The organism is Cellulomonas chitinilytica (genome assembly GCF_016862675.1).
GTDB classification, from domain to species: domain Bacteria; phylum Actinomycetota; class Actinomycetes; order Actinomycetales; family Cellulomonadaceae; genus Cellulomonas; species Cellulomonas chitinilytica.
Genome location: NZ_BONK01000003.1, coordinates 337,364 through 360,567, shown reverse-complemented (window position 1 = coordinate 360,567; position 23,204 = coordinate 337,364). Strand labels below are relative to the sequence as shown.

The window sequence follows — 23,204 nt, the reverse complement described above, 5'->3', positions numbered from 1 at the left end:
GCATGGTGCCGACGGCCTGTCAGGTGCGGCGGATACCATTCGGGCCGTGACGACGACATCTCCGCAGCAGGGCTACACCGCCCGGCACCTGTCGGTGCTGGAGGGTCTCGAGGCGGTCCGCAAGCGGCCCGGCATGTACATCGGGACCACGGACAGCCGCGGTCTCATGCACTGCCTGTGGGAGATCATCGACAACTCGGTCGACGAGGCCCTGGCCGGGCACGGCGACCGCATCGACATCGTGCTGCACGCCGACTCCTCCGTGGAGGTCCGGGACAACGCGCGCGGGATCCCGGTGGACGTCGAGCCGAAGACCGGTCTGACCGGCGTCGAGGTCGTGTTCACGAAGCTGCACGCGGGCGGCAAGTTCGGCGGCGGCTCGTACGGCGCGTCCGGTGGCCTGCACGGCGTCGGTGCGTCCGTGGTGAACGCCCTGTCCGCCCGCCTCGACGTCGAGGTGGACCGTGACGGCAAGACCCACCGGATGACGTTCCACCGCGGCGAGCCGGGCATCTTCGACGACGCCGCCGGTCGCGGTCCGGACTCGCCGTTCGAGCCGTTCGTCTCGGGCTCCGAGCTGGCGGTCGCCGGCAAGGTCGCCCGGGCGCGTACAGGCACCCGCGTGCGGTACTGGGCGGACCGCCAGATCTTCCCCAAGACGGCCGTGTTCTCGTACGACGAGCTCGTCACCCGGGCCCGGCAGACGAGCTTCCTCGTCCCCGGCCTCACGCTCGTGGTGCGCGACGAGCGGGGCATCTCCGGTACGCCGGGCGCCGACGGGCCGCACGAGGAGACGTTCTTCCACTCCGGCGGTGTCGTCGACTTCGTCGACCACCTCGCACCCGACGCCGCGGTGACGGACACGTGGCACCTGACGGGGACCGGGACGTTCACGGAGACCGTGCCGGTGCTCGACGACCGCGGGCACATGACTCCGCAGGAGGTCACCCGGACCTGCGAGGTGGACATCGCGCTGCGGTGGGGGACCGGCTACGAGACCGAGGTCCGCAGCTTCGTCAACATCATCTCGACCCCCAAGGGCGGCACCCACCTCGCCGGTTTCGAGGCGGGGCTGCTGCGCACGCTCCGCAAGGCCGTCGAGGCGAACGCCCGTCGGCTGAAGATCTCGGCCAAGGACGCCGCGACGGAGCGGATCGAGAAGGAGGACGTCCTCGCCGGCCTCACGTCGGTCGTGACCGTCCGGCTCGCGGAGCCGCAGTTCGAGGGCCAGACCAAGGAGGTCCTGGGCACGGCTCCCGTCCGCAACATCGTGGCGAAGGTCCTGGACACCGAGCTCGGCGCGATCTTCGTGTCGCCGAAGCGGGACCACAAGGCCCAGTCGAGCCTCCTGCTCGACAAGGTCGTCGGCGAGATGCGCGCGCGGCTGTCCGCCCGCAAGCAGAAGGAGATCTCGCGGCGCAAGAACGCGCTCGAGACGTCGTCGCTGCCGGCGAAGCTCGCGGACTGCCGGATCGACGACGTCGCCCGCAGCGAGCTGTTCATCGTCGAGGGCGACAGCGCGCTCGGCACCGCGAAGCTGGCGCGCAGCTCGGACTTCCAGGCGCTGCTGCCCATCCGCGGCAAGATCCTCAACGTCCAGAAGGCGTCCGTGACGGACATGCTGAAGAACGCCGAGTGCGCGGCGATCATCCAGGTGCTCGGCGCCGGGTCGGGCCGCACGTTCGACCTCGAGGCGGCGCGCTACGGCAAGATCGTGCTGATGACGGACGCCGACGTCGACGGCGCCCACATCCGCACGCTGCTGCTGACGCTGTTCTTCCGGTACATGCGTCCGCTCGTCGAGGCCGGCCGTGTGTACGCCGCCGTCCCGCCGCTGCACCGCATCGAGCTCATGGGTGGGCGGCGGAGCGACGACCCGGCGGACAAGTACATCTACACGTACTCGGAGGCCGAGCTGGCGACGACGCTGAAGCGGCTCGACCGGTCCGGGAAGAAGTACAAGGACGACATCCAGCGGTACAAGGGCCTCGGCGAGATGGATGCCGACCAGCTCGCGGAGACCACCATGGATCCCCGTCACCGGACGCTGCGACGGGTGACCGTCGAGACGGCGCAGCGGTCCGAGGAGATCTTCGAGCTGCTCATGGGGTCGGACGTGGCTCCCCGCAAGGACTTCATCGTCGCGGGCGCCCACGCGCTCGACCGGGGCCGCATCGACGCCTGACCGTCACGCGCCCGACGGGGCGAGCCGTCCGAAAGTCGGTTGCCGTCCCGTCGTGCCGCGGGAAGGGTGGCGAGCGTGACCGACACCTCGCTGTCCCCGCTCGCCGACCGTGCGGACGCCCCGGCCGCACCGCCTCGCCCGCCCGACGGCCTGGGCCTGACGTGGCGCCCGCTGCGGCGCGACGACGCCGAGGCCCTCACACGCCTGCTGAACGCCGTGGAGGAGGCCGACGGTGCGCCGTACCGGACGGCGGTCCCCGAGGCGCAGGAGCGGTTCGACGGCGACTGGCACGACCCCACGACGGACACGATCACCGGCGTCGACGCCGATGGCGTGCTGCGCGCGTACGCGCAGGTCACCGCCCTGCCCGGTGACGTCCGCACGATCCGTGCGTTCCTCGACGGCGGGGTCGACCCGCAGTGGCGGGGGCGGGGTGTCGGCCGTGCCGTGCTCGCCTGGTCCGAGGGGCGCGGGCGCCAGCTGCTGGCGCGCTCCACCGCGGCTGTCCCCGGGCGTCTGGCGGTGCACATCCAGGAGTCCGCGACGGCGACCGCGCGCCTGCTCACCGCGGCGGGCTTCCGGCCCGTCCGGTACTACGACGACATGCGCCGCTCGCTGGCCGAGCCGCTGCCTCTCGCGGACCCGCCCGCCGGCATCCGTCTGGTGCCGTGGAGCGCCGACCTCGAGGAGCAGGTCCGGCTCGCGCACAACGAGGCCTTCGCCGACCACTGGGGGAGCGAGCCCCGCAACGCCGAGCAGTGGGCGCAGCACCGCAGCATGTTCGCCCCCATGTGGAGCACGGTCGCGGTCGACGAGGCCACCGGCGAGGTCGCCGGGTACCTGATGTCCGGCCGGTACGAGCAGGACTGGGCGGTGAACGGCTTCTCGTTCGGGTACGTCGAGCTGCTCGGCGTGCGGCCCGGATGGCGGCGCCGTGGGCTCGCGCCGAGCCTGCTCGTCGCGGCGATGACCGCGTACCGGGCGGACGGCATGCAGTACGCGGTGCTCGGCGTGGACAGCGCGAACCAGTCCGGCGCGCACGGTCTGTACGAGCGGCTCGGGTTCGAGGCGCAGCACCGCGAGATCATGTACTCGATCGAGCTCTGAGCAGGTCGTCGGCACCGTCCGCGAAGCCACCCGGTGGCCGCGTCGAACCTGCCACCGGGCAGGCGGCCCGGGGGTTAGCATCGGCCCACGCCCGGACGACGAGGTCCGGGCATCGGCATGCCGGACGACGACGTCCGGTCCGCGAGGAGGTCGCTGTGGTGCGCACGCTGTCCACCGCCGCACGTGCATGGGTCGGGGCGTTCGTCGTCGTGAGCGTCGTGCTGCTCGTCGCGCGGCTCGTCGGCGCGGACGCCGTCGGCGAGGTCGCCCAGTGGCTCGCGATGCCTGCGCTGGCCGGTGTGCTGCTCTCCGTCGCGCGGTGGCCGCGGGGCCGGCTGGTCAACCTGGTCGCCGTCGCGCTCGGGCTGTCGTGGCTCGGCGACCTGCTGCCGGCGTTCGCGGGGGAGCAGGCGTTCCTCGTGATGGTGGGCTGCTTCCTGGCGGCGCAGATCGTCTACGTGGTCGCGTTCACGCCGTACGCGCGCCGGTCCGTCGTGCACCGCCGGCCCGTCGCGCTCGTCGCGTACGGCGCGGTGCTCGTCGGGCTGGTGGCGGTGTGCGCGCCGCACGCCGGCGGCCTGCTGGTCCCGGTGGCGGTGTACGGGGGCTGCCTGGTGTCGATGGCCGTCCTCGCGACGGGTCTCGGGCGGACGGCTGGCCTCGGCGCGGCCGTGTTCGTCGTGTCCGACTCGCTGATCGCGCTGGAGCAGTTCGTGCCCGGCTGGTCCCTGCCGGGGCAGGACTTCTGGGTGATGCTCACCTACCTCGCCGGGCAGGCGCTGCTCACCGCCGCCGTCCTGCAGCACAACCTCGCCCAGCGCAAGGCCCCGCCCGTGCCGGTCCGGCTCGCGGTGCCGCAGGCGGCGAAGCGCGACAACGTGACCGTGCTCGTGTAGGTCAGCCGATCGCGTGGACCGGTGCGCCGAGGGGCGTACCGGACCCGTCGCGCCGGGGGTCCGGCACGGGCAGGTCGATCGGCTGGCCCGCCGAGCCGCTGGCCCACGCCGGCGCCGCGCCGACCCACGCGAGGATCAGGGCGTCCTCGCCCTTGAGGAACCGGTGCGAGCGGACGCCGCCCGTGGCCCGGCCCTTGCCCGGGTACGCGTCGAAGGGGGTGACCTTCGCCGCGCCCGCCTGCGTGCCGGGGAGTGCGGTGGACGACCCCGACACCGTGACCAGGACGGCCTCGGACGCCCGGTCCTCGGGCACCGCGGCGAACGCCACGACCCGGTGCCCCGGGGCGAGCTTGATGCCCGCCATGCCTCCTGCCGCACGGCCCTGCGGACGGACCGACGAGGCGGGGAAGTGCAGGAGCGACGAGTCGGAGCTGACGAGCACGAGCTCGTCGGTCTCGCGCACCGCGACCGCGCCGACGACCGTGTCGTCGTCCTTGAGCGCGATCACGTCCCACGCGTCCCTGTTGCCCGGCACGTCCCCCTGGGCGACGCGCTTCACGGTGCCCTGGGCGGTGGCCAGCGCGAGAGTCGGCGCGTCGGTGGCGAGGGAGGTGAGGGCGACGACCTGCTCGCCGGGTTCTACGGCGACCACCTCGGCGAGCGGCACGCCGCCCGACAGCGACGGGTGCCCGTCGGTCGGGGGCAGCGCGGGCAGGTCCAGGACGGAGAGCCGCACGACACGACCGCGGGAGGTCACGGCACCGATCTCGGCGCGCGCCGTCGTCGGCAGATATGACGCCAGGACGTCGTGGCGGGCACGACGCGTGCCGTCGTCACGGACCGGCTCCTCGTCGCCCGCGGTCCGGGCGAGCAGCCCCGTGCCGGACAGCAGCACCCAGCAGGCGGTGTCCGCGATCTCCAGCGGTGCCGCGGAACCGCGGGCCGCCGGCGCGCCCGTGACGGTCGCGCCGCCGGCGGACTCGAGCAGCACCGTGCGCCGCGGGGTGCCGTACGTCGCGGCCGCCTCCGCCATCTCGTCCGAGACGACGGTCCGCAGCCGGGCGTCGTCCGCGAGGATCGCCTGCAGCTCCGCGATCTCCTCGGTGAGCTGCTGCTGCTCGCGCTCGAGCTCGATGCGGGAGAACTTGGTGAGGCGGCGCAGCCGCAGCTCGAGGATGTACTCGGCCTGCGGGTCGGACAGGTCGAACACGGTGCGCAGGCGCCCGCGCGCCTCCTCGGCGTCGTCGGACGTGCGGATGACCTGGATCACCTCGTCGATGTCGACGATGGCGACGAGCAGGCCCTCGACGAGGTGCAGGCGCTCCTGCCGGCGACCGAGGCGGTGCGTCGTGCGCCGGCGTACGACCGAGATCCGGTGGTCCACCCAGACCTGCAGCAGCTCGCGCAGCCCCAGCGTGCGGGGCTGGCCGTCGACGAGCGCGACGTTGTTGATCGAGAACGAGTCCTCGAGCGGCGTGTACCGGTAGAGCTGCTCGAGGACCGCCTCCGGGTTGAAGCCCGTCTTCACCTCGATCACGAGGCGCAGGCCGTGCACGCGGTCCGTGAGGTCGACGGCGTCGGAGATGCCGGAGAGCTTCTTGGACTGCACGCCCTCCTTGATCTTCTCGATGACCTTCTCGGGCCCGACCGTGTACGGCAGCTCCGTGACGACGATGCCCTTGCGGCGCGGCGTCACGTTGTCGATGCGCGCGGTGGCTCGCGTCCGGAACGCCCCGCGGCCCGTGCGGTAGGCGTCGCGGACGCCGTCGAGCCCGACGATCTTCCCGCCGCTCGGCAGGTCCGGCCCGGGCACGAAGCGCATGAGGTCGTCGAGCGTCGCGTCGGGGTGCATCACGAGGTGGCGCGCGGCGGCGACGACCTCGACGAGGTTGTGCGGCGCCATGTTCGTCGCCATGCCGACCGCGATGCCCGACGCGCCGTTGACCAGCAGGTTCGGCACGGCCGCCGGCAGCACCTCCGGCTGGGTCAGCTTGTTGTCGTAGTTCGGGACGAAGTCGACGACGTCCTCGTCGAGCCCCGCCGTCATCGCGATCGCCGACGGCGCCATCCGCGCCTCGGTGTACCGGGCCGCAGCCGGGCCGTCGTCGAGCGAGCCGAAGTTGCCGTGCCCGTCGACGAGCGGCAGGCGCAGGGAGAACGGCTGCGCGAGACGCACCATCGCGTCGTAGATCGCGGCGTCGCCGTGCGGGTGCAGCTTGCCCATGACCTCGCCGACGACGCGCGCCGACTTCACGTACGGACGCTCCGGCCGGAGGCCCATGTCCGACATCTGGAAGAGGATGCGGCGCTGCACGGGCTTCATGCCGTCACGCGCGTCGGGGAGCGCACGCGAGTAGATGACCGAGTACGCGTACTCGAGGAACGAGCCCTCCATCTCGGTCGCGACGTCGATGTCGACGATGCGCTCGACGAGGTCCTCGGGGGGCAGGTCGGGGGTCGCGGGGCGGCGCGCCATGCGTCTGTGCTCCTCGGTGCGGGTCGGTGGTGCGGCGTCCATTGTGGACCGTCCGGCGGCGCAGCCCGGCACCGGCGCGCGGATCGGTGCGGACGTGGGACGTCCCGCCGCTAGCCTGGCGAGCATGGCAGTCGTCGCAGGAGACGCCGCCCCCTCGGGCCGACCCGCGTACCCGGCCGCGTGGGAGGCGGACGTGGTCCTCGCCGACGGCTCCACGACGCACGTCCGCCCCATCCTCACCACCGACGCGGACGCGCTCCAGACGTTCCACGTGGGCCAGTCCGAACGGTCCACGTACCTGCGGTTCTTCGCACCGCTGCAGCGGCTGCCCGAACGGGACCTGCAACGGCTCGTCACCGTCGACCACGTCGACCGCGTGGCGCTCGTCGCGGTCGCGAGCGACGGCAGCGGCCTCGAGCACATCCTCGGCGTCGCCCGGTACGACCGCGTCGGCACCGACGAGGCAGAGGTCGCGTTCAACGTCGCGGACGCGGTGCAGGGCCGCGGGCTCGGGTCCGTCCTGCTCGAGCACCTCGCCGCCGCGGCGCGCGAGCGTGGCGTCCGGCGGTTCGTGGCGGAGGTCCTCCCGCAGAACGGCCGCATGATCGCCGTCTTCCGGGAGGCCGGCTACGAGGTGCGCCAGCGCACCGAGGACGGCATCGTCGCGGTCGGCTTCGACATCGACCCCACCGACCGGTCGCTCGCCGTGATGGCCGACCGGGAGCACCGGGCCGAGTCGCTGTCGATGCGCGCGCTCCTCGAAGCCCGCTCCGTCGTCGTCGTCGGACCGGGGCCGGACGCGGACGCGACGCTGCACGGCCGCCAGGCCGCCCGGGCCCTGCAGAACCTCACGGCGTCAGGGACCGGCGTGTCCGTGCACGCTGTCGGCCTGCCCGCCGACGTCGCCGCAGACGCCGGCGTGAGGCTGTACCCGCAGGTCCACGACGTGCCCGGGCCCGTGCAGCTCGCGGTCGTGGCCGTGCCCGCACCCGAGGCGGTCCCGGTGGTGCGAGCGCTCGGCACGCTCGGAGTGCGCGGCGTCGTCCTGCTGTCCGCGGGCTTCGGCGAGACCGGGCCCGACGGGCTCGAGCTGCAGCGCACGCTGCTGCGCACCGCGCACAGCGCCGGCATCCGGGTCGTCGGGCCTGCGTCCTACGGGCTGCTCAGCCTCGGCGAGGACGTCACGCTCAACGCGTCGCTCGCCGCCGAGCAGCCCGACCGGGGCAGGATCGGGCTGTTCTGCCAGTCCGCACCGCTCGCGGTCGCACTGCTCGCGGCGGTCCGGCGGCGGGGGCTGGGCATCGCCGAGCTCGTCTCGTCCGGCCACCGGGCGGACGTCTCCGGGAACGACGTCATGCAGTTCTGGGGCGACGACGACGGCACGGACGTCGTCGGCCTGTACCTGGAGTCGATCGGCAACCCCCGCAAGTTCTCCCGCATCGCGCGGCGGCTCGCGCTGACCAAGCCCGTGGTCGTCGTCACCGCCGGACGGTCGGGCCAGGTCGTCCCGCCCGGTCACGCCGTGCGGCCCACGTACGCACCGCCCCGGACCCTCGAGGAGGTCCTGCGCCAGGCCGGCGTCATCCGCGTCGACAACACCCACCAGCTCCTCGATGTCGCCCAGCTCCTCGCGCACCAGCCGTTGCCCGCCGGCCGCCGCACCGCGATCCTCGCGTCGTCCGCGTCCGTCGCGGCGCTCGTCGCGGAAGCGGCGTCCGCGAGCGGGCTGCAGGTGTCCGGGCTCGTCGAGCTCCTGCCGGAGGACGCCGACGACGAGACGGTCCGCTCGACGGTCGGGCGGCTCTACGCCGACCCCGAGAGCGACGTGGTGCTCGTGGTCAGCATCCCGACCGTCGGCGACGTGTCGTCCACCCTGCCGTCGTCGGTCGCGCACGCCGCCGCGTCCACCGGGAAGGCGACCGCCGCGTGCCTCCTGGACCTGCACGGCATCACCCCGGCGCTCACGGCGCCCGGCGGCGACGGCCGCTCGTGGACGGTCCCTGCCTACAGCACCCCGGAGGACGCCGCCCTCGCCCTCGGCCGGGCGGCACGCTACGCCGTGTGGCGGGCAGGGGACCGCGGACGACCGGTGCACCCGACCGGCGCGGACACCCGGGCGGCGCGGCGGCTGGTCGCCCGGTGGCTCGGCGAGCCGGGCGTCGGGGCCGTCCTGCCTCTCGACGCCCTGCGCACGCGCGAGCTCCTCGCCACCGTCGGCGTCGACGTGCTGCCCTCCTACCCGGTGCACGACGCCGACGAGGCGGTCGACGTCGCCCGGGCGATCGGCTGGCCCGTCGCGGTCAAGACGACCGTGCCGGCGCTGCGGCACCGCGCCGACCTGGGCGGTGTCCGGCTCGACGTCGCCGACGAGGTCGAGCTCCGGGCCGACGTCGAGGCGGTCCTCACGCTCGCGGCCGCCCACCGCGGCGACGCGACCGACGCCCCGCTCGAGGTGCAGTCGATGGCCCCGCACGGCTCGGCGTGCGTCGTCCGCTCCGCGGAGGACCCGCTGTTCGGGCCCATCGTGAGCTTCGGCCTCGGGGGCGACGCGTTCGACCTGCTCGGCGACGTGACCTACGGCTTCCCGCCCCTGACCGACGTCGACGTGGGGGAGCTCGTCCGTTCCGCCCGCGCGACGCCGCGGCTGTTCGGCTACCGCGGCCTGCCGGCCGTCGACGTGGCGTCCCTGGAGGACCTGATCGCCCGCGTCGCGGTGCTCGCGGACGACCTGCCCGAGCTGAGGATGCTCGAGGTCAACCCCGTGGTGGTGTCCGAGCACGGCAGCGTGGCGCTCGGGGCCCGTGCGACCCTCGCCCCCGCCGACCGGACGGACGCCACGAGGCGGCTGGCCAGCACGTGACGGGCGGCGTCATCCGGGTGGCTGCCGGACGACGCCCTGCGAGGTGGGAGGATGAGCGGGTGCCTGCCGTCTCCAACGACCTGCGCGGCGACCTGCACCGCGCCGGCTACTACCCGGACCTCGTGGCCGACGTCCTCGACGTCGCGCTCGCCGACGAACCGGTGGTCGCCCACCTCGTCCATCCCGAGACCACGTTCGACGCCGCGGAGGTCCGTCGCCACGTGACGGTCCTCGCGCTCACGCCGACCCGTCTGGTCGTGACCCACGTGGACGACCATCCCGCCGACTCGGAGCACCCGTCGGCCAGCGCCTCCGCCACGACCGAGGCCGTCCCGCTCGCCGAGCTCCGGTCGGTCGCGGTCACGCACGTCGTGCCCAGCCCGGAGCAGCACGTGCCCGGCAGCCCGGCGACGGAGCTCACGCTCGTGATCGGGTGGGGTGCGGTGTCGCGGGTCGACCTCGAGCCGGCGACGTGCGGCGACCCCGCCTGCGACGCCGACCACGGGTTCACGGGCACGATGACGCCCGACGACGTCGTCGTGCGCGTCAGCGCCGCCGCCGAAGGCGTCGACTCCGTCCGTGCCGCGGCCGCGTTCGCCCGTCGCCTCTCGGCGGCGAGCACCCGTCCGCGATGACGGCGACCGAGCGCGCGACGGTCGAGACGAGCGCCACGGACCGGTTCGCCGCGGCGGACCTCGTCCTGCCGGGCTCGTCGTGGCCGTGCCTGGGCAACGTCCTGCCCGCGGTCGCAGGGGCGCTCGGCGTCGACGCCGTGCCCGGGGCCGGCGACGCGCGGACGACCCTCGGTCTGCCGACGGCGTCGCGGGCGTGCGTCGTGCTGGTCGACGGCCTCGGCTTCGCGAACCTCGCCGACCGCGCCGGGCACGCGCCGTTCCTGCGGGGCAGGCTCGGTGGATCGACGCCGCTGACGAGCACGTTCCCGTCGACCACGGCGACCGCGATGGGCACGTTCGGCCTGGCGGAGCCGCCCGGCGGCACGGGGATGCTGGGCTACACGGTGCGCGTCCCGGGCACGGGCACGCTCGGGAACCTGGTCTCGTGGACGGGCCTCCCGCCCGCGCGCGAGTGGCAGCCTGCGCCGACGGTGTTCGAACGCCTCGCCGACAGCGGCACGCCTGTGACCAGCATCGGACCGGCCAGGTTCGCCGGGTCGGGCCTGACGGAGGCCGCCCTGCGCGGCGCGGCCTACCGCACCGCCGAGAGCCTCTCCGACCGGGTCGACGCGACGCTCGACGTGCTGCGGCGCCCCGGCGTCGCGTACCTGTACTGGGGCGACGTCGACAAGGCCGGCCACCACCACGGCTGGGGCTCGAGCCAGTGGGGCGACGCGCTCGCCGACCTCGACGCGGAGCTCGGCCGGTTGGCCCGGCGGCTCCCGCGCGACACGGTGCTCGTCATCACGGCCGACCACGGCATGGTCGACGTCGACCGCACGCTGCGGTGGGACGCCGGGACGCACCCCGTGCTGTCGACCGACGTCGCGCTGGTCGCCGGCGAGCCGCGAGCGCTGCACCTGCACCTCGACCCGGGGGCCGACGCCGACGTCGTCGCGAAGCGGTGGCGTGACGTGCTCGGCGAGCACGCCGTCGTGGTGACGCGCGACGAGGCGGTCGCGTCCGGCTGGTTCGGTGCGGTCACGCCGCGCGTCGAGCCCGTGGTCGGACAGGTCGTCGTCGCGATGACCGGCCGTGCCACCGTGGTGGACTCCACGACCCAGACGGCCGCCTCGCTCGAGCTCGTCGGCGTGCACGGCTCGCTGACCCGGCACGAGATGCTCGTGCCCTGCGTGGTCGTGGCATGACGACGGAAGGTGCGTGACCGTGGCCGAGCTCGTGTTCTTCTCCGGCACGATGGACTGCGGCAAGTCGACGCTCGCGCTGCAGATGCACCACAACCACGCGGCGCGCGGTCGTGACGGAGTGCTGTTCACCCGGCACGACCGGGCCGGGACGGCGACGATCTCGTCCCGGCTGGGGCTGACCCAGCGGGCTCACGAGGTGGGCGACGACACGGACTTCTGGTCCGAGGTCATCACCCGCCGGACGCACGGCCGGGCCGTCGACTACCTCGTCGGCGACGAGGCGCAGTTCTACACCGCGGAGCAGGTCGAGCAGCTCGCGCGCGTGGTCGACGAGCTCGCCGTCGACGTGTACGCGTTCGGCATCTCGACGGACTTCCGTGCCCGGCTGTTCCCCGGCTCGGCGCGCCTCGTCGAGCTCGCCGACCGGGTCGAGGTGCTGCAGGTCAGGGCCCTGTGCTGGTGCGGTGCGCGGGCGACGCACAACGCCCGCACCGTCGGCGGCACGATGGTCGTCGAGGGGGCGCAGGTGGTCGTCGGGGACGTCGCGGCCGGCGCCGACGAGGTCGGGTACGAGGTGCTGTGCCGACGGCACCACATGCGTCGGATGACCGCGGCGGCCGCACGTGCCGCCTCACCGAGCCCGCAGACGCTCGGCCTCGCGCCTGCCGCCGACCAGGGACGCCTGCCGCTGGACGCCTGACCGCTTCCGCCTACTCGGGCTTCGCCCCGAACACGATCTCGTCCCAGCTCGGGACCTTCGCGCGGCCCCGGCGGGCACGTGGCCGCTCGGCGTGCACGTCGTCCTCGGCCGGTGCGTCGACCACCGACGGCTCCGCGGCGGGCACGGGCAGCACCACGGCCTCGGCCTCGTGGTCGGCGTCCACCGGGTGCGCGCCCGGCACCGATTGCTCGAGCCGCTGGAAGTCGAACGCGTGCTGCGGCCCGAACCCCTCGAACTCGTCGGTGTCGTCGTCCTCCAGCTCGAGCGCCTGCCGTGTGCCGCGTCGGGCGCGCAGGTCGTCGAGCAGCGTGTGCGTCTCGTCGACCGGGTCGGGCTCGGGCGCGGACGGTGCGACCAGGTCCCCGGACAGCACCGAGCCGTCCGCCTGGAAGTCGAACACGACGTCCCGCACGGCGGCCAGGTGCCGGCGGGACACCGGCTCGTCGGCGATCTCGGTCTCGGAGAGCCACCGGGCCTCGTCCTCGTCGGCGACGACGGTCCGCCGCGACGCGTCGAACGTCCAGCGCGCCTCACGGGTCTCGTCGGCGACCGAGAAGCGGGCGAAGACGGTCCACGGCCCCGACGCCTCACGGGCCGCGTCCCAGGCGAGCGACGACAGGTCGACGCCACGCGTAGCGAGCCGGTCGGTCACCAGGTCGCCGAGGGTCGGCGCGCCGGCGTCACGACCGACGCGCGTGCCGCGGGCCTGCTCCGCGACGTACTCGCGCTCCGCGAGCACGGGCCCCTCGTAGCGGCGCACGTGCTCCACGGGGATGCCCGCGGTGTCGGCCACCTCCTGCGTCGTCGCCCCGGCCCTGATCCGCGCCTGGATCTCCCGGGGGCTCAGCGTCCCCGCGCTCTCCGCGCGCAGCTGCTCCAGCTGCGGCCGGTCACGGCGCACGGCAGCCCGCAGCGCCTCGTCGATGCGCAGGCGGAACTGCTCGCCGCCCGGGCCCACGAGGACCAGGTGCTCCCCGTCCTCGTGCAGCCCCTTGAGCTCGAGCTCATTCATACGACCTCCCGGTACCTCGGGAAGAGCCTGCCACCTCTCGGCGCGCGCCGTGCGGATCCGCGGCGGTGCGCCGCCCGGGAGGTGCGCGCTGCGATGATGCGGGACGTGATCACCGAGATCCCGCTCGAGCCCGTCCTCGAGATCGGCGGCGTCTTCGTCGGCGCGATGGCAGGGGCGCTCGCGGGGGTGCGCAAGCAGCTCGACGCCTTCGGCATCCTCGTGCTCGGCTGGGCCGCGGGCCTCGGCGGCGGCATGCTGCGGGACGTCCTCATCGGGGCCGTGCCGCCGGTCGGGATCTCGGACTGGCGGTTCATCGTGACCGCGGTGCTCGGCGGGACGGTCATGTACTTCTTCCACCCGCGCCTCGAGCGCGCCCGGCGGTTCATCGTGGTGCTCGACGCGGGGGCGCTCGCGCTGTTCACGGTGGTCGGCACGCTCAAAGGTCTCGAGTACGGTGCGACGCCGGTCGCGGCCGCGCTGGTCGGGGTCATGACGGGCGTCGGCGGGGGAGTGCTGCGTGACCTGCTCACCGCCGAGGTGCCCGTCGTGCTGCAGGACCGGCAGCTCTACGCGACACCGGCCCTGCTCGGCGCGACCCTGACCGTCGTGCTCGCGGAGCAGGGCGTGCTCGGCACCGCGGGCAGCGTCGCGATCGTGCTCGGGGTGTTCGCGCTGCGGGTCGCCGCCCTGCGCCTGCGGCTGAGCGTGCCCGGTCCGTGGCGGGGGAAGGCGGGGCTCTGACGCCGTCCGGCAGGATGGACGACGTGACCGACCTCCCGATGGCAGCGGACCAGGTGGACGAGCTCGTGGCGATCGCCGAGGGGCTCGCGCGCGAGGCGGGGCGGATGGTGCACGAGGGCCGCCCCGACCGCGTCGAGGTGGCCGCCACGAAGTCGAGCGCGGTCGACGTCGTGACGGCGATGGACCTCGCGTCGGAGGAGCTGCTGCGCCGCCGGCTGGGGGAGCTGCGGCCGCGGGACGGGATCCTCGGTGAGGAGCAGGGGTTCGTGCCGGGGACCTCGGGTGTCACGTGGGTCGTGGACCCGATCGACGGCACCGTCAACTACCTCTACGGCATCCCGTCGTACGCGGTGTCGGTCGCCGCGGTCGTCGGCCCGGCCGGCGACGACGGGCGTGCGCCCGACCCGGCGACGTGGACGGTGCTCGCGGGGTGCGTGCACGCCCCGTCCGACGGTCGCACGTTCACCGCCGGCCACGGTCGGGGCGCCTACCTCGACGGTCGCCGGCTCAGCATCGGCGAAGCGCGCCCGCTGAGCGGATGCCTGGTCGGCACGGGCTTCGGATACCTCGCCACGCGTCGGCGTTCCCAGGCGCGCGTGCTCGTCGAGCTGTTGCCCCGAGTACGTGACATTCGTCGCAACGGTTCCGCGGCGATCGAGCTGTGCACGCTGGGGTTCGGAGGTCTCGACCTGTTCTACGAAAGGGGTCTCGCGCCGTGGGACCTGGCGGCCGCCGGACTCGTCGCGCAGGAGGCAGGCGCCCTGGTCACAGGCCTGCGCGGGCGTCGTGCGGGTGTCGACATGACCGTGGCCGGGCACCCCTCGCAGGTGGCCGAGCTGGTGGGTCTTCTCGAAGAGATGCGGGCCGACTCGGACATGTGAAAACGGGCGCGAGAGGCCCCCACGAATGTGGTCACGTGTCCGTGTTCGCAACCGCGCCGGATGTGGTGCAGAATCCCACCGCGCACGGGAACAAAACCTGTCTCTGCGGCATTGATCCCGCGTACGACAATCCACCTGGACCACGGAGTGTGACGCCACACATGGCTACCGACTACGACGCCCCGCGCAAGACCGAGGAGGACCTGAGCGAGGACTCGCTCCAGGAGCTCCAGACTCGGCGCTCGGACAAGAACTCTGGCGTGGTGGACGAGGACGAGACCGAGGCCGCCGAAGGGTTCGAGCTCCCTGGTGCCGACCTCTCGGGCGAAGAGCTCTCCGTGCGGGTCCTGCCCCGGCAGGCGGACGAGTTCACGTGCTCCCACTGCTTCCTGGTGCACCACCGCAGCCAGCTCGCCTACGAGCGCGACGGGCACCCCGTCTGCTCGGAGTGCGCTGCCTGACGCTGCGCGCAGCACCGATCGACCCACGCGACGGCCGATCACCCTCACGGGTGGTCGGCCGTCCGTCTGTGGGAGCGTGACCGCAGGCTGCCGCGCCGCCCAGGCGGCGCGGACGGGTCAGGCGCCGCGGACGGCGGCGACGAGCTCGGCCGGACGCCGCGACGACACCACCCAGTAGGGCGTCGGGTCCCGCGGGTCGTGCACCTCGACGCGCACGGCCGTCGGCACCCAGCCGCGGTGGCACAGGTGCGCCCGCGCATCCAGGCGCGGCCCGAGCTCGGCCCGCGTCGCCACAGCGTCCAGGGCCCGCGCGTCGCCCAGGAGGGCGAGCGGGATGCGGGCGGAACCCGCACGCAGCATGCCACCGGAGACCTCCACCACCGGTGACGTGCGCAGCAGGGCGACCGTGCCCACGGCCACCGTGAGCGCCGCGACCGCCGCACCCGCTGTGGCGTCCACCGGGACGAGCGCGATCCCGACCATCACCGCGACGACCCCCAGCAGGACCCACGCCAGGGCACCGGGCCACAGCCGCTCGGAGTACGCGGGCGACGTCCCCGACGGGACCGGGCCGGTCTCGGGGCCGCTCGCGGGCGCGGGAAGGCGGTCGGGCACGTCGGGCATGGCCCCAGCATCCCACCCCTGCCGGTAGGGTCGGGCCCCGTGACGGCCGAACCCAGCACCGAGGTGCTCCTGCTCCGCCTCGACCCGGACCTCCCCGCCCCGGCGTACGCGCACCCCGGTGACGCCGGTGCCGACCTGGTCGCCCGGGTCGACGTGACGTTGCCGCCGCAGGGTCGGGCGACCGTCCCGACCGGCGTCGCGATCGCGCTGCCCGACGGCTTCGCGGCGTTCGTGCACCCGCGCTCGGGCCTCGCGGCGCGGCACGGTCTGACGATCGTGAACGCTCCGGGGACGGTCGACGCCGGGTACCGCGGCGAGATCGCCGTGACGCTGCTCAACACCGACGCCCACGAGCCCCTCGTGCTGCACCGCGGTGACCGCATCGCGCAGCTCGTGGTGCAGCGCGTCGAGCGGGTCCGGTTCGTGGACGTCGAGCGCCTGCCCGGCTCGCACCGCGGCGAGGGCGGCTTCGGCTCGAGCGGCGGCTGGAACGCACCGAGCGAGTCCCGCGGCACCGCAGAGGTGGCGGGCTAGGTGGCCGCCGAACGCGGGGCTACCGTTGCCAGGTACGGCACGCACGTGCGTGCCGAGGAGGAGTGAGTCGTGGGTCTGTTCCGGCGTGGCGGCAAGGACTCCGCCACCGACGACGTCGCCGAGCCCACGGGCGCGGACGACGTGAGCACCGACGAGACGACCGAGGAGGCGCCGCCGCTGCCGGTGCGCACCTCGGGTCCGTGGGACGTCGACGAGGTGGACGACGAGCTGCCGCGGGTCGACCTCGGCGCGATCCGGCTCCCCGGTGTCCCGGGCATGGAGCTGCGCATGGAGATCGACAAGGCCACCAACGTGGTCTCGGCGGCCTCGGTGCTGCTCGACGGCTCCTCGCTGCAGGTGCAGGCCTTCGCCGCCCCCCGGCGCGAGGGCATCTGGGACGAGATCCGCGCGGAGATCGCCGAGTCGGTCAGCCAGCAGGGCGGCTCGGTCGACGACCTGCCCGGGCCGTTCGGGCGGGAGCTGCTCGCTCGCCTGCCCGTCCGTACGCCCGAGGGCCGGACGGGTCACCGCCCGGCGCGCTTCATCGGCACGGACGGCCCGCGCTGGTTCCTGCGCGGCGTCCTGTCGGGTCGCGCCGCGGTCGAGCCCGAGGCCGCCCAGACGCTCGAGCAGGTGTTCGCCGGGATCGTCGTGGTCCGCGGCACGGAGGCGCTGCCGCCCCGCGACCTGCTGCAGCTGCGCCTGCCCGGTCCGGCGGCCCCGGCCGCCGAGGCCGCCGAGGCCGCCGAGGCCGCCGAGCAGGCGCCCGGGTTCGACCCGTTGACCCGCGGACCGGAGATCACGGAGATCCGATGACGCTCAAGGACCGCCTGCGCAAGGTCGTCGCCTCGCAGGCCGAGATCGAGGCCGACGAGGAGCGGGCCGACGCGGTCCGCGTCGTCGGCTGCACGCCCGTCGACCAGCTCACGAACCGCTCGCGCGCGAGCGTGTCGGGCGTCATCCGCTCGGTGACCCTGCGTCCGCGTGAAGGCGTCCCGGCGCTCGAGGCCGAGCTCTACGACGGCAGCGGGACCCTGGACCTCGTGTGGCTCGGACGCCGGGAGATCGCCGGCGTCGCGCCGGGCCGCCGGGCGAAGATCGAGGGGCTGGTGTGCCTCGTCGACGGCCGCCGGACCGTGTTCAACCCGAAGTACGAGCTGCGGCCGCGTCCCGGTGAGTGAGCGCGAGCACCCCCAGGAGCAGCCGCAGGAGACCCGCGTGGACCACGCGCTCGAGGCGGTCGACGACGTCGTGCAGCCCGAGGAGGGCGGCCTGCGCGGGATGCGGGCGCTGACCGGCGAGGAGTTCTCCGCCGCGGACGCCGTCGGCGGGGTGCGCGGGGTCGTCGAGTCGGTGGCCCCCGGGCTGCTCTTCGTCGTCGTGTACCTCGTCACGGGGCAGCAGCTCACGCCCGCGCTCGTCGCCGCGTCCGCGGCCGCCCTCGTCGCGGTCGCCGTGCGGCTCGTGCAGCGCACGCCCGTCACGCAGGCCTTCTCCGGGCTGCTCGGTGTGGGCATCGGCGTCATCTGGGCGTGGAAGTCCGGGCAGGCGCAGAACTACTTCCTGTACGGCCTGTGGGTCAACGTCGTGTACCTCGTGGGGACGCTCGTGTCGATCCTCGTGGGCTGGCCCCTCGTGGGGCTCGTCGTCGGCCTGTTCCACAAGGACGGCCCGATCACCGGCGGCACGTGGGGGGCGGCCGTCGCGTGGCACGACGACCGGGCCCTGCGTCGGCGCTACGCGCTCGCGACGTGGCCGTGGGTGGCCATGTTCGCCGCCCGGCTCGCGGTTCAGGTGCCGCTGTACCTCGACGCGGAGGTCGGGTGGCTCGGCACGGCGAAGCTCGTCATGGGCATCCCGTTGACGGCCCTCGCGCTGTGGATCAGCTGGACGCTGGTCCGCGGGTCAGGATCTGCTCCAGCTCGGACTCGTCCGCGTCCCGTCCCGTGACGAACAGCAGCTCGTCGCGGGCCTCGAGCGTGTCGTCGGGGCTGGGCGCGATCGGGCGGGTGTCCCGCACGATGCACGCGAGCACGGTGTCCTCGGGCCACTCGACCTGACCGACGCGCACGCCCGCGAGCGGCGAGTCCTCGGGCAGCGTGAGCTCGAGGATGTCCGCGCGGGACTGGTGGAACGTGAAGATCCGGACCAGGTCGCCGACGGTCACGGCCTCCTCGACCATCGCCGTCATGATCCGGGGCGTCGACACGGCGACGTCCACGCCCCAGGCCTCGTCGAACATCCACTCGTTCTTCGGGTTGTTCACGCGCGCCACGGTGCGCGGGACGCCGAACTCCGTCTTCGCGAGGAACGCGATGACGAGGTTCGCCTTGTCGTCGCCCGTCGCGGCCACCACCACGTCGCACTCGTCGGCCTTGGCCTGGCGCAGCGTCGGCAGCTCGCACGCGTCCGCGAGGAGCCAGTCGGCGTCGGCGACGGACGCGACGCGCATCGCGGACGGCTGCCGGTCGATGATCGTGACCTCGTGGTCGTGGCCCAGCAGCTCCCGGGCGATGGACCGTCCGACGGACCCGGCGCCGGCGACGAGGACCCTCACTCGGTCACCGCCGGCGCGTTCGCGAGGGTCCGCTCGACGAAGGCGGCGTCGTCGGCCTTGAGCAGCACGTGCACGGTGTCGTTCTCCTGGAGGACGGTGTCCGACGTCGGCAGCACGCCGTCGCCGTAGCGGGTGAGGTAGGCGATCCGTGAGCCGCTGGCGGACTCGAGCGCGCGCAGCGGGCGACCGATCCAGCCCTCGTGCACGTCGACCTGGGCGAGCTGGATCTGCCCGGACGAGTCGCGGTAGTCGTCCGTGGCGCCCATCGGGAGCATCCGGCGCAGCACCTGGTGCGCGGTCCACCGCACGGTCGCGACCGTGGGGATGCCGAGGCGCTGGTAGATCTCGGCGCGGTGCGGGTCGTAGATGCGCGCGACGACGTTCTCGATGCCGAACGTCTCGCGCACCACGCGGGCGGCCAGGATGTTCGAGTTGTCGCCGTCGGAGACGGCCGCGAACCCGAACGCGTCCTCGATCCCCGCCTGGGTCAGGGTGTCGCGGTCGAACCCGAGGCCCGTGACCTTGTTCCCGCCGAACTCGGCGTCGAGGCGGCGGAACGCCTCCGGGTTCTGGTCGATGACCGCCACCGAGTGGCCGTTGCTCTCGAGGGTCTGCGCGAGCGTCGCGCCGACGCGGCCGCATCCCATGATCACGAAGTGCACGAGGCGCACGCTATACCGTGCCGGCGTCGCGGGGTGCAGCGCGGCAGAGCCGCACAGCCCCGGCGCGGCGTTCGTGGTCGCAGTGGTGCTCGGGGGCCTCCGGCGGCCTAGCATCAGTCATCGTGTCGGACCTCTCGGATGCCGCCAAGCGCTTGCTCCTCGGACGCCCCGTCCGCAGCGACCGGCTCGGCCACACCCTCTTGCCCAAGCGCATCGCCCTGCCGGTGTTCGCGTCGGACGCCTTGTCGTCCGTGGCGTACGCGCCCGACGAGATCCTGCTGACGCTCTCGCTCGCCGGCATGTCGGCGCTCGTGATCTCCCCGTGGGTCGGTCTCGGGGTCGTCGTCGTGATGCTCACCGTCGTGGCGTCCTACCGGCAGAACGTGCACGCGTACCCCTCGGGCGGCGGCGACTACGAGGTCGCGACGGTGAACCTCGGGCCGAACGCGGGCGTGACGGTGGCGAGCGCGCTGCTCGTCGACTACATCCTCACGGTCGCGGTGTCGATCTCGTCGGGCGCGCAGTACGCCGCGACGGCGCTGCCGGCCCTGCGGGGGCACGAGGCGGCGTTCGCGATCGCCCTGGTGGTCGTCATCACGCTCGCGAACCTGCGCGGCGTCAAGGAGTCGGGCAGCGCGTTCGCGATCCCGGTGTACCTGTTCATGCTCGCGATCGGCTCGGTCGCGGTCGTGGGCGGGGTGAGGTTCTTCCTGGGGACGCTGCCGATGGCGGCCAGCTCGCAGTTCGACCTCGCGACCGAGCCCGGGTTCTCCGACGGTCTCGCGGGGCTCGCGGGCTTCTTCCTCATCCTGCGCGCGTTCGCCTCGGGGTGTGCCGCGCTCACCGGTGTCGAGGCGATCAGCAACGGTGTGCCCGCGTTCAAGAAGCCGAAGTCGAAGAACGCGGCGACGACCCTGGCGCTGCTGGGCGGGCTCTCGATCACGATGATCATGTCGATCCTGCTGCTCGCACGCGCCACCGGGGTGGTGTTCGCCGACGACGAGGCCAACCAGCTGCTGCTGAACGGCGTGCCGGTCGGGGACTCGTACGTGCAGAACCCGGTGATCTCGCAGCTCGCCGAGACGGTGTTCCAGGGGTTCACCCCCGCGATCGTGTTCGTCTCGGTCGTCACCGGGTTCATCCTCGTGCTCGCCGCGAACACGGCGTTCAACGGGTTCCCGGTGCTCGGCTCGATCCTCGCCCGCGACGGATACCTGCCGCGCCAGCTCCACACCCGCGGCGACCGGCTGGCGTACTCCAACGGCATCGTGACCCTGGCGCTCGTCGCGATCGGCCTGATCTGGGCGTTCGACGCGGAGGTCACCCGGCTCATCCAGCTGTACATCGTCGGCGTGTTCGTGTCGTTCACGCTGAGCCAGCTCGGCATGGTGCGGCACTGGGGCCGCCTCCTGCGGACCGAGCCCAGCCCGGCCCGGCGTGCGCAGATGAAGCGGTCGCGCGTCATCAACACGATCGGGCTCGCGATGACCGCGACCGTGCTCGTCATCGTGCTGATCACCAAGTTCACGCACGGCGCGTACATCGCGATCATCGCGATGATCCTCGTGTTCGCGCTCATGAAGGGCATCCACCGGCACTACACGCACGTGCGGGCCGAGCTCGCGCTCGGTGACGACGCGGAGGCCACGCGCGCGCTGCCGTCGCGGGTGCACGCGATCGTGCTCGTCTCGCACCTGCACCGGCCGACGATGCGGGCGCTCGCGTACGCCCGTGCGTCGCGCCCGCACTACATCGAGGCCGTGACGGTGGGCGTGGACCCGGACGACGTCGAGCGGCTGCGCGAGCAGTGGGAGGCGATGAACCTCCCGGTGCCGCTCAAGGTGCTCGACTCGCCGTTCCGGGAGATCACCCGGCCGGTGCTCACGTACGTGCGCTCGATCCGCCGGGACAGCCCGCGCGACCTCGTCGTGGTGTACATCCCGGAGTACGTCGTGGGGCACTGGTGGGAGCAGCTCCTGCACAACCAGAGCGCCCTGCGGCTCAAGGGCCGGCTGCTGTTCACGCCCGGGGTCGTCGTCGCGTCGGTGCCGTGGCAGCTGGCGTCCTCCGAGGGGCAGACGGGGCTCGAGGACCCCATCCGGGGTACCGTTCCGCGTGGCTACTGACGCGATCGTCCCTGACCTGGTCGAGCTGGAGGTCGGGCCCGTCGCGCACGGCGGGCACTGCGTCGCCCGGCACGAGGGGCGCGTGGTGTTCGTCCGGCACACGCTGCCCGGCGAGCGGGTGCGGGCGCGGCTGACCGACGCGGGCGAGACGTCGAAGTTCTGGCGGGCCGACGCGGTCGAGGTGCTCGAGGCGTCGCCCGACCGGGTCCCGTCGGCGTGGCCCGAGGCCGGTCCCGGTGGTGTCGGTGGCGGGGAGCTCGCCCACGTGTCGCTGCCTGCGCAGCGGGCGTGGAAGGCGGCGGTGGTCGAGGAGCAGCTGCGCCGGCTCGCGAAGCTCGACCGTGCGGTCGAGGTGCGGCCCGCCCCGGGTGACGACGAGCGCGGCGGGCTGCGGTGGCGTACCCGCATCGACCTCGTCGCCGACGCGGAGGGCCGTGCGGCGATGCGGGGGTTCCGGTCGCACGAGCTGCACGCGCTGACGTCGATGCCGCTCGCGTCGGAGGCCATCGAGGAGCTCGACCTGTTCGGGCGCCGGTGGACCGCGGGCGCCGCGATCGAGGCGGTCGCTCCCGCCGACGGTGAGCCGCCCCTGGTGCTCGTCGACGGCGCACCGTTCGACCTGCGTCGCGGCAAGCCGGACCCGCGTCCCAACGCCCGGGTGGCGGTCCGTGAGCGCCTGCAGCTCGGGGAGCGCACGTACGACTACCGTGTGGCCGCCGCCGGTTTCTGGCAGGTGCACCGTGAGGCGCCTGCCGTGCTGGTCGGCGCGGTGCTCGCCGGGGTCGGTGACGTCGAGGGATCGGCGGTGCTGGACCTGTACTCCGGCGCGGGGCTGTTCACCGTCCCGCTCGCGGACGCCGTGGGGGAGTCGGGCGAGGTCATCTCGATCGAGGGCGACGCGCGGGCCGTGCGGGACGCGCGGCGCAACCTGCACGACCGGCCGCACGTCGAGCTGCACGCGGGGGACGTCGCGCGGGTCCTCACGGGCCGGCAGGACGCGGACTCCGACGTGGTGCACGCCGACGTCGTGGTGCTCGACCCGCCGCGCACGGGTGCCGGGCGACGGGTGGTCGAGGGGATCACGGCGCTGCGGCCCGAGCGTGTCGTCTACGTCGCGTGCGACCCCGCCGCCCTGGCGCGTGACATCGCGCTGCTCGGGGACGCCGGCTACGGGCTGGCCGACCTGCGGGCGTTCGACCTGTTCCCCATGACCCACCACGTCGAGGCGGTCGCGGTCCTCACCCGGTGACGTCCTGCCGACGCCGTCGGAGCGCGCGACGGGCGAGGCCCGCCGGACTACCGTGGAACGCGGAGCCGGACCGCGGCGGCCGGCGGAGAAGGAGCTGACGGTGAGCGAGCACGACGCGGCGCACCGGCTGGCCGAGGCGAGCCGGCTGGCGACGCAGGAGCTGCACAAGCAGGGCACGCCGGAGTACGACGCGCGGGCGCACCAGCGAGCCGTGGAGGCGGAGCGCAAAGCGCTGGACGCTCTCCAGAAGGAGAAGGACGGCAGCGGCTCCGCCTGACGGGCAGGACGTC

22 protein-coding genes are annotated in these 23,204 nt (G+C 73.8%); 17 read left to right on the top strand and 5 right to left on the bottom strand.

Annotated features, from left to right (window positions below; all coding sequences use genetic code 11):
- The first annotated feature begins 46 nt into the window (after positions 1-46).
- The 3 genes from Cch01nite_RS06345 (at position 47) to Cch01nite_RS06335 (ending at position 4,188) form a co-directional block, all read left to right on the top strand.
- Positions 47-2,185, top strand: coding sequence for a DNA gyrase/topoisomerase IV subunit B (locus Cch01nite_RS06345; RefSeq protein ID WP_203749998.1), 2,139 nt, complete (start codon positions 47-49; stop codon positions 2,183-2,185).
- Between the two features lie 75 nt (positions 2,186-2,260).
- The gene (locus Cch01nite_RS06340) at positions 2,261-3,292 is read left to right on the top strand and encodes a GNAT family N-acetyltransferase (RefSeq protein ID WP_203749995.1); all 1,032 of its coding nucleotides are present in this window, start codon (positions 2,261-2,263) and stop codon (positions 3,290-3,292) included.
- Positions 3,293-3,447: 155 nt separating this feature from the next.
- The gene (locus Cch01nite_RS06335; RefSeq protein WP_203749992.1) at positions 3,448-4,188 is read left to right on the top strand and encodes a lysoplasmalogenase; all 741 of its coding nucleotides are present in this window, start codon (positions 3,448-3,450) and stop codon (positions 4,186-4,188) included.
- Position 4,189: 1 nt separating this feature from the next.
- Here the strand turns inward: Cch01nite_RS06335 and Cch01nite_RS06330 are convergent, their stop codons facing one another.
- Positions 4,190-6,664: a DNA gyrase/topoisomerase IV subunit A gene (locus Cch01nite_RS06330; protein ID WP_203749990.1), complete on the bottom strand. Its 2,475-nt coding sequence runs from the start codon at positions 6,662-6,664 to the stop codon at positions 4,190-4,192.
- 124 nt (positions 6,665-6,788) lie between these two features.
- Between Cch01nite_RS06330 and Cch01nite_RS06325 the strand changes: the two genes are divergently transcribed.
- Genes Cch01nite_RS06325 through Cch01nite_RS06310 form a run of 4 tightly spaced genes read left to right on the top strand, consistent with a single transcriptional unit; the run spans position 6,789 to position 12,046 of the window.
- On the top strand, positions 6,789-9,524 hold the full coding sequence (locus tag Cch01nite_RS06325; RefSeq protein WP_203749988.1) for a bifunctional acetate--CoA ligase family protein/GNAT family N-acetyltransferase: 2,736 nt from the start codon (positions 6,789-6,791) through the stop codon (positions 9,522-9,524).
- A 59-nt stretch (positions 9,525-9,583) separates the two neighbouring features.
- Complete coding sequence (locus tag Cch01nite_RS06320) at positions 9,584-10,159, top strand: DUF5998 family protein (RefSeq protein ID WP_203749986.1); 576 nt, start codon at positions 9,584-9,586, stop codon at positions 10,157-10,159.
- On the top strand, positions 10,156-11,346 hold the full coding sequence (locus tag Cch01nite_RS06315; protein ID WP_203749984.1) for an alkaline phosphatase family protein: 1,191 nt from the start codon (positions 10,156-10,158) through the stop codon (positions 11,344-11,346). Before Cch01nite_RS06320 ends, Cch01nite_RS06315 begins: the two co-directional genes overlap by 4 nt.
- 19 nt (positions 11,347-11,365) lie before the next feature.
- Positions 11,366-12,046 (top strand): thymidine kinase, encoded by a 681-nt coding sequence (locus Cch01nite_RS06310; protein WP_203749982.1) that lies wholly within the window; start codon positions 11,366-11,368, stop codon positions 12,044-12,046.
- Between the two features lie 10 nt (positions 12,047-12,056).
- Here the strand turns inward: Cch01nite_RS06310 and sepH are convergent, their stop codons facing one another.
- Positions 12,057-13,079 carry a septation protein SepH gene (gene sepH / locus Cch01nite_RS06305; protein WP_203749979.1) on the bottom strand — a complete coding sequence of 341 codons (1,023 nt, stop codon included), beginning with the start codon at positions 13,077-13,079 and terminating at the stop codon, positions 12,057-12,059.
- Positions 13,080-13,175: 96 nt separating this feature from the next.
- Between sepH and Cch01nite_RS06300 the strand changes: the two genes are divergently transcribed.
- The 3 genes from Cch01nite_RS06300 to Cch01nite_RS06290 all read left to right on the top strand — a co-directional run bounded on the left by Cch01nite_RS06300 (position 13,176) and on the right by Cch01nite_RS06290 (position 15,162).
- A complete protein-coding gene (locus Cch01nite_RS06300) occupies positions 13,176-13,820 on the top strand; it encodes a trimeric intracellular cation channel family protein (protein ID WP_203750150.1) in 645 nt (214 codons plus the stop codon).
- A gap of 14 nt (positions 13,821-13,834) precedes the next feature.
- Positions 13,835-14,701 carry an inositol monophosphatase family protein gene (locus tag Cch01nite_RS06295; protein WP_373309801.1) on the top strand — a complete coding sequence of 289 codons (867 nt, stop codon included), beginning with the start codon at positions 13,835-13,837 and terminating at the stop codon, positions 14,699-14,701.
- 161 nt (positions 14,702-14,862) lie between these two features.
- Positions 14,863-15,162 (top strand): DUF4193 domain-containing protein, encoded by a 300-nt coding sequence (locus Cch01nite_RS06290; protein WP_203749977.1) that lies wholly within the window; start codon positions 14,863-14,865, stop codon positions 15,160-15,162.
- 117 nt (positions 15,163-15,279) lie between these two features.
- On the opposite strand, the gene Cch01nite_RS06285 is transcribed toward Cch01nite_RS06290, so the two are convergent.
- Complete coding sequence (locus Cch01nite_RS06285) at positions 15,280-15,786, bottom strand: DUF3093 domain-containing protein (RefSeq protein ID WP_203749974.1); 507 nt, start codon at positions 15,784-15,786, stop codon at positions 15,280-15,282.
- 39 nt (positions 15,787-15,825) lie between these two features.
- On the opposite strand from Cch01nite_RS06285, the gene dut reads away from it, so the two are divergent.
- From dut to Cch01nite_RS06265, 4 genes are all read left to right on the top strand, one after another.
- The gene (gene dut, locus Cch01nite_RS06280; protein WP_203749971.1) at positions 15,826-16,320 is read left to right on the top strand and encodes a dUTP diphosphatase; all 495 of its coding nucleotides are present in this window, start codon (positions 15,826-15,828) and stop codon (positions 16,318-16,320) included.
- A gap of 69 nt (positions 16,321-16,389) precedes the next feature.
- The gene (locus Cch01nite_RS06275; protein WP_203749969.1) at positions 16,390-17,136 is read left to right on the top strand and encodes a DUF3710 domain-containing protein; all 747 of its coding nucleotides are present in this window, start codon (positions 16,390-16,392) and stop codon (positions 17,134-17,136) included.
- The gene (locus Cch01nite_RS06270; protein WP_203749967.1) at positions 17,133-17,501 is read left to right on the top strand and encodes an OB-fold nucleic acid binding domain-containing protein; all 369 of its coding nucleotides are present in this window, start codon (positions 17,133-17,135) and stop codon (positions 17,499-17,501) included. Before Cch01nite_RS06275 ends, Cch01nite_RS06270 begins: the two co-directional genes overlap by 4 nt.
- Before the next feature lie 100 nt (positions 17,502-17,601).
- Positions 17,602-18,270: a DUF3159 domain-containing protein gene (locus Cch01nite_RS06265; protein WP_203750144.1), complete on the top strand. Its 669-nt coding sequence runs from the start codon at positions 17,602-17,604 to the stop codon at positions 18,268-18,270.
- On the opposite strand, the gene Cch01nite_RS06260 is transcribed toward Cch01nite_RS06265, so the two are convergent.
- Both Cch01nite_RS06260 and Cch01nite_RS06255 read right to left on the bottom strand, forming a co-directional pair.
- On the bottom strand, positions 18,203-18,877 hold the full coding sequence (locus tag Cch01nite_RS06260; RefSeq protein WP_203749965.1) for a potassium channel family protein: 675 nt from the start codon (positions 18,875-18,877) through the stop codon (positions 18,203-18,205). The genes Cch01nite_RS06265 and Cch01nite_RS06260 overlap by 68 nt on opposite strands.
- Positions 18,874-19,524, bottom strand: coding sequence for a potassium channel family protein (locus tag Cch01nite_RS06255; protein ID WP_203750141.1), 651 nt, complete (start codon positions 19,522-19,524; stop codon positions 18,874-18,876). The genes Cch01nite_RS06260 and Cch01nite_RS06255 overlap by 4 nt, the downstream gene beginning before the upstream one ends.
- A 137-nt stretch (positions 19,525-19,661) precedes the next feature.
- Between Cch01nite_RS06255 and Cch01nite_RS06250 the strand changes: the two genes are divergently transcribed.
- The 3 genes from Cch01nite_RS06250 to Cch01nite_RS06240 all read left to right on the top strand — a co-directional run bounded on the left by Cch01nite_RS06250 (position 19,662) and on the right by Cch01nite_RS06240 (position 23,191).
- Positions 19,662-21,665 (top strand): APC family permease, encoded by a 2,004-nt coding sequence (locus Cch01nite_RS06250; protein ID WP_203749963.1) that lies wholly within the window; start codon positions 19,662-19,664, stop codon positions 21,663-21,665.
- Complete coding sequence (locus Cch01nite_RS06245; RefSeq protein WP_239069972.1) at positions 21,655-22,914, top strand: class I SAM-dependent RNA methyltransferase; 1,260 nt, start codon at positions 21,655-21,657, stop codon at positions 22,912-22,914. Before Cch01nite_RS06250 ends, Cch01nite_RS06245 begins: the two co-directional genes overlap by 11 nt.
- Before the next feature lie 100 nt (positions 22,915-23,014).
- Positions 23,015-23,191 carry a translation initiation factor 2 gene (locus tag Cch01nite_RS06240; protein WP_203749961.1) on the top strand — a complete coding sequence of 59 codons (177 nt, stop codon included), beginning with the start codon at positions 23,015-23,017 and terminating at the stop codon, positions 23,189-23,191.
- The last annotated feature ends 13 nt before the right edge of the window (positions 23,192-23,204 follow it).

What these genes read in the sequence shown, in the direction of transcription:
- Cch01nite_RS06330 (WP_203749990.1), bottom strand. Translation starts at nt 6,664, where the DNA reads ATGGCGCGCCGCCCCGCGACCCCCGACCTGCCCCCCGAGGACCTCGTC.
- Cch01nite_RS06325 (WP_203749988.1), top strand. Translation starts at nt 6,789, where the DNA reads ATGGCAGTCGTCGCAGGAGACGCCGCCCCCTCGGGCCGACCCGCGTAC.
- Cch01nite_RS06315 (WP_203749984.1), top strand. Translation starts at nt 10,156, where the DNA reads ATGACGGCGACCGAGCGCGCGACGGTCGAGACGAGCGCCACGGACCGG.
- sepH (WP_203749979.1), bottom strand. Translation starts at nt 13,079, where the DNA reads ATGAATGAGCTCGAGCTCAAGGGGCTGCACGAGGACGGGGAGCACCTG.
- Cch01nite_RS06300 (WP_203750150.1), top strand. Translation starts at nt 13,176, where the DNA reads ATGCGGGACGTGATCACCGAGATCCCGCTCGAGCCCGTCCTCGAGATC.
- Cch01nite_RS06295 (WP_373309801.1), top strand. Translation starts at nt 13,835, where the DNA reads ATGGACGACGTGACCGACCTCCCGATGGCAGCGGACCAGGTGGACGAG.
- Cch01nite_RS06290 (WP_203749977.1), top strand. Translation starts at nt 14,863, where the DNA reads ATGGCTACCGACTACGACGCCCCGCGCAAGACCGAGGAGGACCTGAGC.
- Cch01nite_RS06285 (WP_203749974.1), bottom strand. Translation starts at nt 15,786, where the DNA reads ATGCCCGACGTGCCCGACCGCCTTCCCGCGCCCGCGAGCGGCCCCGAG.
- Cch01nite_RS06270 (WP_203749967.1), top strand. Translation starts at nt 17,133, where the DNA reads ATGACGCTCAAGGACCGCCTGCGCAAGGTCGTCGCCTCGCAGGCCGAG.
- Cch01nite_RS06265 (WP_203750144.1), top strand. Translation starts at nt 17,602, where the DNA reads ATGCGGGCGCTGACCGGCGAGGAGTTCTCCGCCGCGGACGCCGTCGGC.
- Cch01nite_RS06255 (WP_203750141.1), bottom strand. Translation starts at nt 19,524, where the DNA reads ATGGGATGCGGCCGCGTCGGCGCGACGCTCGCGCAGACCCTCGAGAGC.